The organism is Corynebacterium sp. (genome assembly GCF_030532965.1).
Taxonomy (GTDB): domain Bacteria; phylum Actinomycetota; class Actinomycetes; order Mycobacteriales; family Mycobacteriaceae; genus Corynebacterium.
Map to the genome: position 1 here is coordinate 35,848 of NZ_JAUNKC010000005.1, position 14,860 is coordinate 50,707.

The 14,860-nt window shown below is 55.9% G+C and carries 15 protein-coding genes; 10 read left to right on the forward strand and 5 right to left on the reverse strand.

The window, feature by feature from the left end:
- Positions 1 to 99: 99 nt before the first annotated feature.
- The 3 genes from Q4D85_RS03870 (at position 100) to Q4D85_RS03880 (ending at position 1,817) form a co-directional block, all read left to right on the forward strand.
- Complete coding sequence (locus tag Q4D85_RS03870) at positions 100 to 1,200, forward strand: branched-chain amino acid aminotransferase (protein WP_303198442.1); 1,101 nt, start codon at positions 100 to 102, stop codon at positions 1,198 to 1,200.
- A 15-nt stretch (positions 1,201 to 1,215) separates the two neighbouring features.
- Complete coding sequence (locus Q4D85_RS03875; protein ID WP_303198343.1) at positions 1,216 to 1,497, forward strand: hypothetical protein; 282 nt, start codon at positions 1,216 to 1,218, stop codon at positions 1,495 to 1,497.
- A gap of 80 nt (positions 1,498 to 1,577) precedes the next feature.
- The gene (locus Q4D85_RS03880; protein ID WP_303198344.1) at positions 1,578 to 1,817 is read left to right on the forward strand and encodes a hypothetical protein; all 240 of its coding nucleotides are present in this window, start codon (positions 1,578 to 1,580) and stop codon (positions 1,815 to 1,817) included.
- Between the two features lie 95 nt (positions 1,818 to 1,912).
- Here Q4D85_RS03880 and Q4D85_RS03885 read toward each other — a convergent pair whose 3' ends face one another.
- The 4 genes from Q4D85_RS03885 to Q4D85_RS03900 form a co-directional block, all read right to left on the reverse strand.
- The gene (locus tag Q4D85_RS03885; RefSeq protein ID WP_303198346.1) at positions 1,913 to 2,743 is read right to left on the reverse strand and encodes an adenosylcobinamide-GDP ribazoletransferase; all 831 of its coding nucleotides are present in this window, start codon (positions 2,741 to 2,743) and stop codon (positions 1,913 to 1,915) included.
- A 28-nt stretch (positions 2,744 to 2,771) separates the two neighbouring features.
- A complete protein-coding gene (gene cobT, locus Q4D85_RS03890) occupies positions 2,772 to 3,836 on the reverse strand; it encodes a nicotinate-nucleotide--dimethylbenzimidazole phosphoribosyltransferase (protein ID WP_303198347.1) in 1,065 nt (354 codons plus the stop codon).
- 114 nt (positions 3,837 to 3,950) lie between these two features.
- Positions 3,951 to 4,475 (reverse strand): bifunctional adenosylcobinamide kinase/adenosylcobinamide-phosphate guanylyltransferase, encoded by a 525-nt coding sequence (locus Q4D85_RS03895; protein ID WP_303198348.1) that lies wholly within the window; start codon positions 4,473 to 4,475, stop codon positions 3,951 to 3,953.
- A 14-nt stretch (positions 4,476 to 4,489) separates the two neighbouring features.
- Complete coding sequence (locus tag Q4D85_RS03900; RefSeq protein ID WP_303198350.1) at positions 4,490 to 5,188, reverse strand: DUF3043 domain-containing protein; 699 nt, start codon at positions 5,186 to 5,188, stop codon at positions 4,490 to 4,492.
- 247 nt (positions 5,189 to 5,435) lie between these two features.
- Here Q4D85_RS03900 and Q4D85_RS03905 point away from each other — a divergent pair, with 247 nt between their 5' ends.
- Positions 5,436 to 5,783 carry an iron-sulfur cluster assembly accessory protein gene (locus tag Q4D85_RS03905; protein WP_303198351.1) on the forward strand — a complete coding sequence of 116 codons (348 nt, stop codon included), beginning with the start codon at positions 5,436 to 5,438 and terminating at the stop codon, positions 5,781 to 5,783.
- Positions 5,784 to 5,866: 83 nt separating this feature from the next.
- Here Q4D85_RS03905 and asnB read toward each other — a convergent pair whose 3' ends face one another.
- A complete protein-coding gene (gene asnB, locus Q4D85_RS03910) occupies positions 5,867 to 7,789 on the reverse strand; it encodes an asparagine synthase (glutamine-hydrolyzing) (RefSeq protein ID WP_303198353.1) in 1,923 nt (640 codons plus the stop codon).
- Between the two features lie 434 nt (positions 7,790 to 8,223).
- On the opposite strand from asnB, the gene Q4D85_RS03915 reads away from it, so the two are divergent.
- From Q4D85_RS03915 to Q4D85_RS03940, 6 genes are all read left to right on the forward strand, one after another.
- Positions 8,224 to 9,306, forward strand: coding sequence for a cytochrome c oxidase subunit II (locus tag Q4D85_RS03915; protein WP_303198355.1), 1,083 nt, complete (start codon positions 8,224 to 8,226; stop codon positions 9,304 to 9,306).
- Between the two features lie 22 nt (positions 9,307 to 9,328).
- Complete coding sequence (locus Q4D85_RS03920; RefSeq protein WP_303198356.1) at positions 9,329 to 9,781, forward strand: cytochrome c oxidase subunit 4; 453 nt, start codon at positions 9,329 to 9,331, stop codon at positions 9,779 to 9,781.
- 479 nt (positions 9,782 to 10,260) lie between these two features.
- Positions 10,261 to 10,878 (forward strand): heme-copper oxidase subunit III, encoded by a 618-nt coding sequence (locus Q4D85_RS03925; RefSeq protein WP_303198358.1) that lies wholly within the window; start codon positions 10,261 to 10,263, stop codon positions 10,876 to 10,878.
- A gap of 81 nt (positions 10,879 to 10,959) precedes the next feature.
- Positions 10,960 to 11,856, forward strand: a complete 897-nt coding sequence (locus Q4D85_RS03930) for a c-type cytochrome (protein WP_303198360.1) — start codon at positions 10,960 to 10,962, stop codon at positions 11,854 to 11,856.
- Positions 11,853 to 13,073, forward strand: coding sequence for a ubiquinol-cytochrome c reductase iron-sulfur subunit (locus Q4D85_RS03935; RefSeq protein ID WP_303198361.1), 1,221 nt, complete (start codon positions 11,853 to 11,855; stop codon positions 13,071 to 13,073). Before Q4D85_RS03930 ends, Q4D85_RS03935 begins: the two co-directional genes overlap by 4 nt.
- Positions 13,073 to 14,698 carry a cytochrome bc complex cytochrome b subunit gene (locus Q4D85_RS03940; RefSeq protein ID WP_303198362.1) on the forward strand — a complete coding sequence of 542 codons (1,626 nt, stop codon included), beginning with the start codon at positions 13,073 to 13,075 and terminating at the stop codon, positions 14,696 to 14,698. Before Q4D85_RS03935 ends, Q4D85_RS03940 begins: the two co-directional genes overlap by 1 nt.
- Positions 14,699 to 14,860 lie beyond the last annotated feature (162 nt).

Below are 14,860 nucleotides of genomic sequence, written 5' to 3' on the forward strand. Positions count from 1 at the left end.
AAAACTCATAGCTTTCGGCCCGTGGCCGACACCCCCACCTGGGCAGTGACTGGCCTGTCACGGGTGCTGCTGGGGCAGTGGGCGGTGTATGTTTTTCACATGGAACCGTTGAATTTTGTTATCGAACCCACCGCCCATCCCACCCCCGCGACCGAACTTGCTGAGATTCTTTCCAACCCTGGTTTTGGCAAGCACTTCACCGACCACATGGTCACCATCGACTGGGACGAGGAACGCGGCTGGCACGACGCGAAAGTTACCCCATACCAGCCATTAGTTTTCGACCCGGCCACCAGCGTTTTCCATTACGGCCAAGCGATCTTCGAGGGGATCAAGGCGTATCGGCACGCCGACGGCCGGATCAAGACGTTCAGGCCGGAAGATAATGCCGAGCGCTTCCAACAATCGGCCCGTCGGTTGGCAATGCCGGAATTACCGACCGAGCTGTTTATTGAATCGTTGAAGCAATTAGTCACCATCGATAGCCAGTGGGTCCCCGCAGCAGGCGGCGAGGAATCCCTGTATTTGCGGCCAGTAATGGTGGCGACTGAACCGACGCTGGGGGTACATCCCTCAGCAAGCTATAAGTATTTCGTTATAGCTTCGCCTGCCGGTGCGTATTTCAGCGGCGGGATTAAGCCGGTATCCGTCTGGCTTTGCGACGACTTCGTACGCGCCGCTCCCGGTGGCACCGGTGCCGCCAAGTTCGCCGGAAACTACGCTGCTTCACTTCTGGCCCAAGCGCAGGCGGCGGACAAAGGCTGCGACCAAGTGGTGTGGCTTGACGCCCACGAACACAAGTACGTCGAGGAAATGGGCGGCATGAACTTGATGTTCGTGTACGGAAAATCTGACACCCCCACCATCGTCACCCCGCAGCTTTCCGGTTCGCTGCTTCCCGGTGTTACCCGCCGGTCCTTGCTACAGGTCGCGGCGGACTTGGGATACACGGTGGAAGAGCGGTTGTTCAGCACCGATGAATGGCGGGAGGCCGTCGCCGCCGGTGACATCACCGAAACCTTCGCCTGCGGCACCGCCGCCGTCATTACTCCGGTTGGTTCGGTGAAGTCCAAGGACGGTGAATTCACCATCAATAACAATGAACCGGGCCCAATTACGCTGAAGATGCGGGAACACCTCACTGGCATCCAGCGTGGCAGTATCCCCGATCAGCACGGCTGGCTCGTTGACCTTTCATAGGGTGGCGGCAGGTATATGACAGCGGGCGAAATGTGGGAGTTCCTCAACCCGGAGCAATCACGTGCCACCAACGAGTACTACAGGCGGTGGCTCGGCCGCGACCTTGTCGTGATTGCCCGGCGGGTTGATTGCGACGATGCAATCTGCGTCCCGCGCGGCAATTACGAGCCGGTGTATCTCATTCACGAACACTGCGATCCCGACTGGGCTGAGCTGTACCGGTGGGACACCCGCGCCGAATGGGAAGAGCTGCTGGCCAACGGCGAAACCGCTTTGCAGAAATTCCAGGAAGGCTAAGCGCCCAGGAGGCGGCTACAAGCGGTGATGCTACTAAACTTATCTAGTAGTGTCGCCGTTTTTATTGAAGGAGGTAGCAGGTGAATAAGCTGAAACTGGCAATCGGCTGCCTAGTCGTAGGGGTTGTTTCCTTAGTGTTTTCCCTGATCGCCGCCGGTATCGACTACCGCATGATGGAACACGAACATCCCGTGTATAACACGCCTCAATGGATTCTTATGTGGAACGCCGTTTCGCTCATTGTTGTGGTTATAGCCGCAATAGCCACAGTCGCGGTGCTTGTACTTAAGGCGGCTGGGCGTCGAAAAGCGAAGGGCTGACAATGCGTCAGCTTTGACAACTGTTCAATGTTTTACAGGTGTAAACGTCGTTTTATTCGTTTGATGATCCCCGTCGAACAAGGCAGGTTTCCACGTCACAGTGCTGCGCTAAGGATAATGGCGATCACCGCGGCGCAAAGGCTGGTGCAGATTTCGGTGATAAAACCGCAGGTATCACCGTTAAGTCCGGAAAACCGCTTGCTGCAGTGCCGGGCAAGCACGACTGCCACGATAATGACGAAAATCAAACAGCACAGGTATCCTAACAATCCGAATACCACAGGGAGGCTTGCGAGCAATAGACTCCCGGCGGCGATGAAAAGGCTGGCCAATGACCACGCGGCAATGGCCGTTGTGCTAACCGTGCCGATAACCAACGCGGCGAAACCCGTGGGCTTCATCGGGCTAAAACCCCGCCAGGCACCCACCATTGTGCAAATCCGGCCGACGACGGGAATTACCGCGATCACCGGCGCAAAGCCAGCATCGGCAATCGCAGCGATTCCCGCGATTTGAAGTACAAGGGCAAGCAGCGCGCCAGCCATGCCAATCAAACCCGCGTGCGGATCGGCCAAAATCTCCCGTGCTTTGGCGGGCTCAGCATAGGAACCCAGTGCATCGCCGACGTCGGCAAGCCCGTCGATATGCATGAACCGATTAAACAGCTGCCAGCCCGCGACCACCAGCACCCCGATGAGCAAACCGGGAGTGCTGATGCTATGGAGCGCGGTAGCCAGCAACGCGCCCGCGACGCCGACGATAATTCCCACTATGGGAAGGCTGTTCATGACGCGAGCACCGGTGATCCGGTCGAATGCCGAAGCGCCGGATACCGGCAGGATCGTCATCCAACTCAGTGCGGTCAACGGTCCCTCAATGATTGCTGGGCCGTGTTCGCCGGGAACGAAGTGGGCTTTATCCGACATGGTGGTTTCCGTTTGTTAAACAGGGGAGTTAGGCGAACCGGTCGTCGGGAACCGCATCGGCACCGGAAACCTGGGCCGAATCGAAGGTCGCCATGTCGGTCATGATATTGGCCGCCATACGCACCAACGGGAAAGCGGCGGCGGCACCGGAGCCTTCACCCAGCCGAAGACCAAGGGTGAGCAGCGGTTCCAAACCCAAGTATGTCAGGGCAAATTCGTGGGCTGGTTCGGCAGATTGGTGTCCGGCCTGCATCCACTTGCGAGCGCCGGGGGCAAGCTTGTCGGCCAGCATCGCAGCGGCAGTAACCACAACCCCGTCCAGCAGGACAGGGGTGCGGCGCACAGCAGCCTGGGCGATGAACGCCGCCATCGCCGCCAATTCTGGTGACGTGACCTTGCGCATGATCGCTAGCACATCGCCCTTGTCCTCACGGGCCCGAAACATCGCGTCGCGAACCACCGCGACCTTCCGCTTCCATCCTTCGTCATCAATTCCGGAGCCCCGGCCCGTAACAACCACCGGTTCGTGGTTTGTTAATAGGCCGACGATGACCGCAGACGGCGAGGTATTGCCGATGCCAAGGTCACCGGCCATGAGGAAGTCTGCGCCAGCGTCGATTTCTTCGTCGGCGATGCGCTTACCCACCTCAATCGCGTGCCGCAATTGCTCCTCAGACATGGCGTCCTCGACATCAATCCGCCCGCAACACCGCATCACCCGCTCAGGTCCGGTGGCGTCGTGGTCGAGGGAAATGTCGGCCACCCGAATGCCGATACCAGAGTCCTGCGCAATGGCGTTCACGCCCGCCCCGCCTGCGTTGATATTCGCCGCCATCTGAATCGACACTTCTTTGGGGTAAGGCGAAACGCCATGCGCCGAAATGCCGTGGTCGCCTGCGAAAACTACCAACCTAGGTTGCGTGATTTTCTTCGGCGGCACCAGACCTTGGCAAGCGGAAAGCCACACACCGAGATCTTCCAAACGCGACAATGCGCCGGTTGGTTTGGTCAACGTTAACTGGTATTCCCGGGCCTTAGCTGCGCTTTCGGCGTCGGGCGCTTGGATCTGTGGGAAAAAATCGGAAGGCTGCATGACAGTCGCGACTTTCTTGTGAAGTGATTGGTTATTAAAAAATATACGTAATCCGGCAGCCGCATCGTTGTCGGCGTTCGCCGTTAGTGGGGGAGCGGGGTGGATAACCGCAAGTTAGCGTTTAAGCCATAACACTTGTCCGGCGATGACGAATGCCACTTGCTCGCAAGCCTCGGCGACGGCGGCATTCAAAGCTCCGATCTCATCCCGGAACAATCGACCCGCACGGTGTTCGGGGATGATCCCCATGCCCACCTCCGGGCTGACCAGGATGAGATCGCGATCGGCGGGGTAAGCCGCGACTGCGGCCACGAAGGTATCGATTTCCGCGGCGGTGGTGCCGCGTGGTTGCTCCCACGCTTGTCGACGATCAATGGTGTGCGTGAGCCAGGTCCCTAAGTCGTCGACAAGCACGGTCGCCTGCGGCGGATCGGCCAGAATCGTCACGGCGTCTGTGGTTTCTTCCGTTGACCAACTGGCCGGGCGGCGGCGGCGATGCTGATCAATGCGGTGGTCAAAATCGGTATCCCCAGGCCACGGCCGCGCTGTTGCCACATACACGCAGTCGGATGCCCCGACAAGCCCTTCCGCGAAAGCCGACTTGCCGGAACGGGCTCCACCTAAAACGAGGGTACGCACGAAAGACCTCTCAGTTATTTGACGGTGTCGCCGATTTCGACCTTCGGCTTCGGGGTACGCCAGCGCCGCGGCTGCGATGCGCGACCAAAGGCGTAGAAACCGATGGCATAACCATTCTCAGTTGTGTTGGGGAACTTCTCCCGAACCGCACGGGAAGCGGCGCGGCCCAGCATGACGGCCTCGGCGAAGAACACCAACATGATCAGCATTGCCACGATGGACACGATATTGGAGATGCTGGGATAACTGGTGGACACCATCATGACCAGCAACAAACCGATGGCAAACGGCATGACATAAGAATTGAGGTGCCGCTTGGAATCAACTAAATCCCGCACGAAAGCGCGCTCTGGTCCCTTGTCGCGGGGAAGAAGATAGCGCTCGTCGCCGGAATCCATACCGCGCTGGGCGGCGCGTTGCCGCTGCTTGCGGGCCTCTTTCTGCTCGGCTTTATACGCTTTCCACTCCGCGTTGGTCATAGAAGCCTTTAATTCTTTACGACGCTTGCGGGATTCCCCCAACGATTCAGCTGGGGTAAACCGTGACTCAAAGCTGCCCGAATGCGACTGGGCTTCTTTGCGCTTGGGGGTGGCGTGGCCTTTTTTCGGGGTATAGGCCTTCGACTGCTTAGCGGCGTTCTGCGTCGATTCGGTTGCGGCGGTCTCGCTGGAGTTTTCTTGAGGTTCCACAGACTTGGATTGAGAAGAATTCACGACACCTAGAGTACCCAGAACCGCAAATAGGAAACAACGCGGCAGACCACAAGAAAATGTGAAAGATTGGGCGCATGAACCCGGATCGGTTACCGAAACAGGTTTTGAGAGTAAATATATCGGCGGTGTGCGGGCTAAAACCAAAGCTAAAGTGAGTAATCTTCGGGTGAGTTAGCCGCAACGCCATTAAAGGTGCATAATGGTGCGCAAGCACTTTTATGTGTAGAAGCAATTTAAAGGAGCATTAATGACAACCCCAACAACTAATACAGGCGTCATCGTTACCCCGGAAGCCGTCGCCAAGGCTAAAGCATTGATCGCGCAGGAGGCAGACGGCGATAAGTACTTCCTGCGGTTGGCCGTCGCGGCGGGCGGCTGTGCTGGTCTGCAGTATCGGTTGGAGTTCCAGACCGAGCTCTTAGACGGCGATAAAATCGACGATTACGACGGTCTGCGTTTTGTTGTAGATAAAAAGAGTGTTCCATTCCTCATTGGCGCAACCGTGAAGTTTGAAGATACCCTCCAATCCTCCGGTTTTGCCATAGAAAATCCGAACGCGACTGGTTCTTGCGCCTGCGGTGATTCGTTTAATTAAAAGGCCGCACCAAAAAGCGTCGAAAAGCAAAGTTCCTGCTTTTCGACGCTTTTAGCTTTTCGACGCCTTCCGTGCGCCTTTAGCTACAGGTAGACCGGATAGTCGCGCTCTTCGATGCCGGGATCGATGCGCTTTTCCTCAAAAATACCGTGCCACACCATGAACGCCAGCACGGTCCACAACCGCCGAGAGTGGTCGCTGACCTGGTTGCGGTGCTCGTGCAGCATTTCTAACACGGCCTTCTTATCGAAGATGTCCTCAGTCTGCGATGCGTTGATCGTGTCCTGCGCCCAGCCGAATAGCTCATCGCCAGCCAACCAGTGCCGCATCGGTACCGGGAATCCCAGCTTCTTTCGGTGCAACACGTGGCCCGGAACGATCTGCTCCATCGCCTTACGCAACGCGTATTTTGTGGTGCCGTTGGCAATCTTCAAATCGTGCGGAATGGTTTCTGCTACCTCGAAAACCACCTTATCTAGGAATGGCACCCGCAGCTCCAGGGAATGAGCCATATTGATCTTGTCGGCCTTGACCAAAATATCGCCGCGCATCCAGGTAAATAGGTCCAAATGTTGCATCCGAGCAACTGGGTCCATATGGACACTTTGGGCGTAGATCGGGGCGGTTACCTCGCGGTGGTCCCATTCCCGCTTAGCCCACGGGATAACCCGTTGCATTTGCTCAAAGTTAAAGGAACGCGCATTTCCGTAATAACGATCCTCCATGGTCATGGAACCGCGCTCAAGTAGCGACTTACCCTTCATACCCTCCGGCAAGACCTGAGACAGTCGGTTCAGCCCCTTGCGCAGTGGCGAAGGAACATAGTCAAACGGCTTTAGCGACAGCGGCTCTTTATAAATGGTGTAGCCGCCAAACAATTCGTCCGCGCCCTCACCTGAAAGCACAACCTTGACGTGCTTGCGGGCTTCCTGGGCGACGAAGAACAGTGGAACCAAAGACGGATCGGCAACCGGATCATCCAGGTACCACATGATCTTTGGAATCGCGTCCGCGTATTCCTCTGGGGACACAATCTTGACGATGTGCTCGACGCCGATCGCCGCAGCGGATTCCGCGGCAACGTCGACTTCCGAGTACCCTTCGCGTTCGAAACCAGTGGTGAAGGTGAGCAAATCCGGGTTGTGGCGCTTGGCCAGCGTGGCGATCGCGGTTGAGTCGATACCGCCGGATAAGAAGGAACCGACGGTTACGTCGGCACGCATATGCTTTTCGACGCTGTCCTCCAACGCCCGCGCAATCCGATCAAACAAGTTCTGTTCCTTGTTTTTCGGTACATGCTGCGCCGGGAACTGAGGCCGGAAATACCGAGTCTGCTTGACGTCGCCGCCGAGGGAAACAGTCGCGGTGCACCCGGATTCCAGCCGACGGATCCCGGTATGCAGACTTTCTGGTTCCGGTACGTACTGTAAATCGATGTAGTGCTCAATCGCGCGTTTATCCAGTTCAAGCTCAAGGCCAATGGCGTCGGCCATTTCCAAGATGCATTTCTTTTCCGAGGAGAACACGGTGCCAGCTGGGGTGGTGGCGTAATACAGTGGCTTAATGCCGAATTGATCCCGGGCGAGAAACAGCTTTTCTTCGACGCTGTCCCAGATGGCAATGCCAAACATGCCCCGCAAATGGCGCACGACATCGGCACCCCAGTGGTGGAAACCAACGACGATAGGTTCACCGTCGCCGGAGGTATTGAAGGTATAGCCCAGCTTGCCGAGCTCATCGCGCAGCTCAATGTAGTTATAGATCTCGCCGTTGAACGTCATGGCGTAACGGTCGGGGTTTTCCGGAGGGCCCCATTTCAGGGGTTGGTGCGAATGCTCAAGGTCGATAATGGACAGTCGATTGAAGCCGAAGACCGCATGATTGTCGTGCCAGGAGCCTGCCTCGTCGGGGCCGCGATGCCGCATACACGGCAGTGCCTTTTCGATGGTCGGTACAAAGCGGGCAGCATCTGCGTTGCTGGTCAGCATGCCTAGAAGTCCACACATGGTAAGTGGAGTCCTCCTTTATAAGGATGAAGATTGTCCAATACGTTTTCCGATCAACAGTACTCCCAAAACCTCAGGTTGAACATCTTTGCCACACGGCGGGGAGGTGGAAGAAAAGTGGGGGTAACTTCCGGCGAAAATTGTGGGCATACGAAAGATGGATAATTACCTGCGAAATTGTGAGATGGGTTACACCCTGGCGGGAAGCGGGCGGAGAATATGCGTCAAATGTCACGGAAACACGGCGATTTCCCAGTAAATGCGGCGTCTTTGAAACAAAGATAGAGAAAGCTTGAAAGAAGTAAAAAATAATAAAGTTCCTGAATCGACCCGAATATACGCTATCCTGCGAAGATAGACGTGGGCGTATTGCAGGCAGCTATATGTCGGCATATGTCCAAAGAAAACTAGTGTGTAAAGGAAGGCAGACGCGCGTGGAACAGCAGCACAAGCGTGGCTTTGGTCGCAAGACACTGCTCAGCGGTGTTTTGGCTCTAGGTGCTACGGCTCTCGCAGGATGTGACGTGGCGGCACCGGAAGGTGCGCTGGGTTGGTTCTTGGGAATGGGCTGGCCAAAGGGCATTACTCCAGAAGCAACCGCAATGTATAACTTCTGGGTGTGGGTATGGGTTGTCGCATGGATCATCGGATTCATCATGTGGGGCCTGTTTATTTACGGAATGTTTGCGTGGTCCGCTAAGCGTGCACAGAAAGCAGGCAAGGACGAGTTCCCACGTCAGACCCAGTACAACATCCCGGTTGAATTGGTCTTGACCATCATGCCGATCGTTATCGTCATGGGATTGTTCTTCTTCACCGTTCAGACCCAGGACAGGGTAACCGCCCTGGACAAGGATCCAAAGGTTGTTGTTGACGTCACCGCTTACCAGTGGAACTGGAAGTTCGGTTACCAGGCAGTGTCCGGCGACCTCACCGTTGACGGCAAGGATTACGACGGCAAGGATGCAGAGCGTCAGGCACAGGCTGAGGCATCCAAGGTTGATCCAAACGGAAACAACCCAATCAATGGCCGTTCCAAGTCTGACTACTCTTACCTGCATTTCGACAAGATCGAGACAGTCGGCACCACCGAAGAGATTCCAGTCTTGGTTGTTCCTTCCAATACGCCAATTGAGTTCCAGCTCGCCTCTGCAGATGTGAGCCACTCCTTCTGGGTGCCGGAGTTCCTATTCAAGCGGGACACCTACGCACACCCAGAGGCGAACAAGCAAGAGCGCCGCTTCCAGATCGAAGCAATCGAAGAAGAAGGTGCCTTTGTTGGTCGCTGCGCCGAAATGTGCGGTACCTATCACGCCATGATGAACTTCGAGCTTCGGGTTGTTTCTCCGGAGAACTTCGGAAAGTACATCGAGTTCCGTTCCAAGAACCCACAGGCAACCAATGCGCAGGCATTGGAGCACATTGGCGAGGCTGGCTACGCCACTTCGACCGCACCGTTCAATTCCAACCGTGACACCCGCGACGGCGACAACGCAGTCGACAATCACAAGGCTTAAGTTTTAGGGAGGTAAAAGAAAAATGCGCGCAACAGCAAAAATCATGTACAGCATGGCGGCCTTCCTAGGTGTTATGTCCCTGCTCTACTTCCTGGGAACTATGTACCTGGACGATACCGGCAACCTTTACGTCGATGGTGGCGGTTCATTCAACTTCGAATGGGCTGGCGGTGTGTCCCTCATCTTGGCTGCTGCACTTGCTTTGATGCTTGGTGGCTACCTGCACTTCACCGACAATCGGATTGACGTGCTGCCGGAAGATTGGGAAGAGGCAGAAATCGCCGACGGCGCTGGAACCCTGGGTTTCTTCTCGCCATTCTCGATCTGGCCAGCCGCGATGTCCGGCGCAGTAGCGGTCTTGGGCTTTGGTATCGTCTTCATGCATTACTGGATGATCGCGCTTGGTGCTGTGCTGCTGATTTACACCACCACCATGCTGAACCTCCAGTATGGTTTGCCAAAGGAAAAGCACTAATATCTTTGGTTAACGTCTAGCTTTCTTGGCTGCCCCGCAGAGACCCTGCGGGGCAGCTTTTTGCGTCGGATGGAACCGCGTGAAAGTTCCCGAACATCGGAAAAATATTTTTCAGGGGTGGGAAATGGTGCATCTACAACTAAAAGACGAGGTAGGAGAGGGGCAAACGAAAGTTGGAGGCGCGTGGAAACGGCAGGAAATCCGTTGTGATATAACTCACTGATGTTTTTTGGCGAATGTGTGGAAAAATCATCTCCGCTATGGGGCAAAGCTGCTGTATGAAAACATGGTTGTAGCTAGATGCGGCGGTGACCTGGGATTTCGATGCCGTCGGATAAAACCCGAAAAAGTTCCCGAATGGCATTCTGAAAATTTTCGCCGGGGAATAGGCGGGGTGGGGGATCGGGCGTGTATCAGACACGCAAAAAATAAGGGGGCATGACGTGACTTAAGAAGCGTGAACAGACATACTAGATAGCGTGACGAGCGCAATTGGAAACCCAGATATGGCAGCAACACCTCGTGTTGCGGCACTGAACCGACCAAACATGGTCAGTGTCGGCACGATTGTGTTCCTGTCCCAGGAATTAATGTTCTTCGCCGGCCTGTTTGCGATGTATTTCACGTCGCGAGCCAACGGTCTTGGAAATGGCTCATGGCAAGAAGGGGCGGATCATCTCAATGTGCCTTACGCATTTGTGATCACCGCTATCCTGATTTCCTCCTCAATCACGGCACAGTTCGGTGTCTTTGCGGCAGAGCGTGGCGATTTGTTCGGTTTGCGTCGTTGGTACGCGCTGACAATTCTTCTCGGCTCTGTGTTCTTGATTGGTCAGGCATACGAGTACTACCACTTGGTGGAACACGGCCTCACCATTCCAAGCAGCGTCTACGGCTCCACTTTCTACATCACTACCGGATTCCACGCGGCACACGTTTTGGCGGGTGTCCTCGGGTTCGTTGTGATTCTGCTGCGGATCGCAAAGTCGAAATTCACGCCGGCTCAAGCTACGGCAGCAATGGTTGTGTCTTACTACTGGCACTTCGTTGACGTCGTGTGGATCGGCTTGTTCATAACCATTTACTTCATTCAGTAGGCCGTATCGGCCAAATGAAGGGAACGTCCTTTCATATATGGCCTACAGCCCTTCACTTTCCATGATCGAGATAAAAGGAAAATGATGGATACCAACCCCCAGACTCCCGAAGTGGTCGATTCGACCGCATCGGCACGCAAGGCTAAGAAGGCGAAGTCGCGCCGCAAGGTGCGCCGCACCCTAGCTGGCGCACTGGCACTCGCCCTTGGTCTTACTGGCGCAGGCATTCTTGTTAATGCAATCACCCCAGACGCACAGGTTGCTACCGCACAATCCGATGAACAGGCGATGATCCAAGAGGGTAAAACCTTATACGACACTGCTTGTATCACCTGCCACGGTGCCAACCTGCAGGGTGTGCCAGATCGTGGCCCATCGCTGATCGGTGTCGGCTCCGGTGCCGTATATTTCCAGGTTCATTCCGGACGTATGCCGATGCTGCGTAACGAGGCGCAGGCCGCCCGTAAGACCAAGCGTTATAACGAGGCCGAGACCCTGGCGATCGCAGCGTATGTTGCTGCCAACGGTGGCGGTCCGGAAATCGTTTACAACGAGGACGGCACAATCGCACAGGAAAGCCTGCGCGGTTCCCACTACGACGGCAAGATTGATCCAGCTGACGTAGCTCGTGGCGCTGACTTGTTCCGGTTGAACTGCGCATCGTGCCACAACTTCACCGGTCGTGGTGGCGCACTTTCTTCCGGTAAGTACGCACCAGTTCTGGACCCAGCGAACGAGCAGGAAATCTATCAGGCCATGCTCACGGGTCCACAGAACATGCCGAAGTTCTCCGATCGCCAGCTCTCTGCTGACGAGAAGAAAGACATCATCGCCTTCATCAAATCCGCTAAAGAAACCCCATCTCCTGGCGGCTGGAGCCTAGGAGGCCTTGGCCCGGTTGCTGAGGGTATGTTTATGTGGCTTGTCGGAATCGTGGTCCTCGTGGCCGCCGCTCTGTGGATTGGATCGCGCTCATGAGCAATAACAACGAAAAGAAATACACTGCCAAAGAGCTGAACTCCATGACCAATGAAGAGCTCGCTCGGCTTGGCACTCAACTAGACGACGTCACAGTCGCCTACCGCAAAGAACGGTTCCCGATCGCTAACGATCCAGCCGAAAAGCGCGCAGCGCGTGCTGTCGGTGTATGGTTCGCAATCGGCATCGTTGCTGCCATCGCATTCCTCGCTGTTTACTTAGCGTGGCCGTGGCAGTACAAGGGTCTGGGCGACGAAGGCATGTGGCTCTACACCTTCTACACCCCACTGCTGGGTATCACCTCCGGTCTGGCTATTCTGTCGCTGGGTTTCGGTGTCGTCCTTTATGTTAAGACCATCATTCCGGAAGAGATCGCGGTTCAGCGCCGTCACGACGGCCCATCTGAGGAAGTAGATCGTCGGACCATCGTTGCTTTGCTCAACGATTCTTGGGAAACCTCGACCTTGGGTCGTCGTAAAGTTCTCAAGGGTTTGATGGGGCTGGGCGGCGTCCTTGCTGGCTTGGTCGTTGTCGCTCCACTCGGCGGCATGGTCAAGAACCCATGGAAGCGTGGCCAGCTTGGCATTCAGGGCGACGGTACCTTGTGGACCTCCGGCTGGACCCTGCATGAAGAAGGCGTCAAACTTTACCTCGGTCGCGACACCGGTGCATTAGCTGTAAAGCATGACTCCGACTCCGGCGAACACTACGTCACCCAAGGTGTGACACGTCTGGTTCGTATGCGTCCTGAGGATCTCGCGGCAGCCGCTATGGAAACCGTTTTCCCATTGCCTGCCGACGCGGTCAACGATGGCGATCTTTACGACCCACACGCGGATGTATACGAAAACCACATGCATTCGATCCACGGCCCACGTAACGCAGTTATGCTTATTCGCCTTCGTTCTTCCGATGCGGCGAAGGTTATTGAGCGGGTCGGCCAGGAAGATTTCCACTACGGTGATTACTACGCGTACTCCAAGATTTGTACGCACATTGGTTGCCCAACCTCCCTCTACGAGGCTCAGACCAACCGCATTCTGTGTCCGTGCCACCAGTCGCAGTTCGACGCTTTGCACTACGGTAAGCCAGTCTTCGGCCCCGCCGCCCGTGCACTGCCACAGCTGCCGATCACCGTTGACGAAGAGGGTTACCTCATCGCCGCAGGCAACTTCATTGAGCCTGTCGGCCCGGCATTCTGGGAGCGTAAGTCCTAATGAGCACTAAACTCGCTGAAATCAGCAATAACATTGACTCGCGATACACCGCTGCTGCGGGTATTCGGCGACAGATTAATAAGGTATTCCCGACTCACTGGTCATTCATGCTCGGTGAGATCGCCCTCTACAGCTTCATCATCCTGTTGCTGACCGGTGTGTACCTGACCCTATTCTTCGATCCTTCCATCACGAAGGTCATTTACGACGGCGCATACTTGCCACTCAACGGCGTAGAGATGTCACGCGCTTACGAAACCGCGTTGAACATTTCCTTCGAGGTTCGTGGCGGCCTGTTCATCCGTCAGATGCACCACTGGGCAGCTTTGATGTTCATGGTTTCCATGACCGTCCACATGCTCCGTATCTTCTTCACCGGTGCGTTCCGTCGCCCACGTGAAGCGAACTGGATCATCGGCTGCGTCCTGCTGCTCCTCGGCATGGCCGAAGGCTTCATGGGTTACTCCCTGCCGGACGACCTGCTCTCCGGCGTCGGTCTGCGCATTATGTCCGCGATCATCGTCGGCCTGCCAATCATCGGCACCTGGCTGCACTGGTTGATCTTCGGTGGCGATTTCCCATCCGACCTGATGTTGGATCGCTTCTACGTTGCACACGTCTTGATCATCCCGGGCATCATCCTTGGCCTGATCGCAGCTCACCTGGCACTCGTGTGGTACCAGAAGCACACCCAGTTCCCTGGCCCGGGTCGTGCTGAGAACAACGTGGTTGGTGTTCGCATCCTTCCTCTGTTCGGCATCAAGGCAGCTGCCTTCGGCCTAATCACCGCAGGTGTTCTGGCTCTGATGGCTGGCTTGACCACCATCAACGCCATCTGGAACCTGGGTCCATACAACCCAGCACAGGTGTCCGCCGGTTCCCAGCCAGATATCTACATGCTGTGGACGGACGGCGTGGCTCGTGTCATGCCTGCGTGGGAGCTCTACCTCGGTAACTACACCATCCCTGGTGCTTTCTGGGTGGCTCTACTCTGTGGTCTGATGGTTGTGGTTTTGGTCGCCTACCCGTTCATCGAGCAGAAGATCACTGGCGATACTGCGCATCATAACCTGCTGCAGCGTCCTCGCGACGTTCCAGTTCGCACCTCTTTGGGTGTGATGGGTATTGTGTTCTACTTCCTGGTGACCCTGTCCGGTGGTAACGACTTGTTTGCCTACCACTTCCAGGTCTCCTTGAACGCCATGACCTGGGTTGGCCGTATCGGTTTGATCGTCCTGCCACCGCTGGCGTACTTCATCACCTACCGAATCTGCATCGGTTTGCAGCGTTCCGACCGTGAGGTTCTGGAGCACGGCATCGAAACTGGTGTCATCCAGTTCCTGCCAAACGGTGCATTCATCGAAGTTCACCAGCCGCTCGGCGCGGTGGACGAGCATGGTCACCCAATCCCACTGCCATACGCTGGTGCGCCAGTTCCGAAGCAGATGAACCAGCTCGGCTTCGCTGGTAGCCCAGGACGCGGTTCCTTCTTCTCCCCAGATTCCGAGGAGATTGCCGCAAAGGCAGCCCATATCGAGCATGAGAATCATCGCGAAGAAGCTGAAATGCTCGAAAACCTCAACAAGGCCAACCGTGCCGCTGATGAGGACAACGGCTTGATTTAATAGCCAAGCCAATTGCGTTCACAATTCGGCCGCTGTGTGGTCCCTGATATACCAGGGATTAGACGGCGGCCGTTTTTCGCTTTTCTCGGGGTACTTCGCGCTCCGGTAGGACTTCTCAGTGGATTGTTGAAAGCGATACAACTACAACGCTTTTTCTGTGAC

Coding starts and splice junctions, on each gene's coding strand:
- Q4D85_RS03870 (WP_303198442.1), top strand. CDS start 100: ATGGAACCGTTGAATTTTGTTATCGAACCCACCGCCCATCCCACCCCC.
- Q4D85_RS03875 (WP_303198343.1), top strand. CDS start 1,216: ATGACAGCGGGCGAAATGTGGGAGTTCCTCAACCCGGAGCAATCACGT.
- Q4D85_RS03885 (WP_303198346.1), bottom strand. CDS start 2,743: ATGTCGGATAAAGCCCACTTCGTTCCCGGCGAACACGGCCCAGCAATC.
- cobT (WP_303198347.1), bottom strand. CDS start 3,836: ATGCAGCCTTCCGATTTTTTCCCACAGATCCAAGCGCCCGACGCCGAA.
- Q4D85_RS03905 (WP_303198351.1), top strand. CDS start 5,436: ATGACAACCCCAACAACTAATACAGGCGTCATCGTTACCCCGGAAGCC.
- asnB (WP_303198353.1), bottom strand. CDS start 7,789: ATGTGTGGACTTCTAGGCATGCTGACCAGCAACGCAGATGCTGCCCGC.
- Q4D85_RS03920 (WP_303198356.1), top strand. CDS start 9,329: ATGCGCGCAACAGCAAAAATCATGTACAGCATGGCGGCCTTCCTAGGT.
- Q4D85_RS03930 (WP_303198360.1), top strand. CDS start 10,960: ATGATGGATACCAACCCCCAGACTCCCGAAGTGGTCGATTCGACCGCA.
- Q4D85_RS03935 (WP_303198361.1), top strand. CDS start 11,853: ATGAGCAATAACAACGAAAAGAAATACACTGCCAAAGAGCTGAACTCC.
- Q4D85_RS03940 (WP_303198362.1), top strand. CDS start 13,073: ATGAGCACTAAACTCGCTGAAATCAGCAATAACATTGACTCGCGATAC.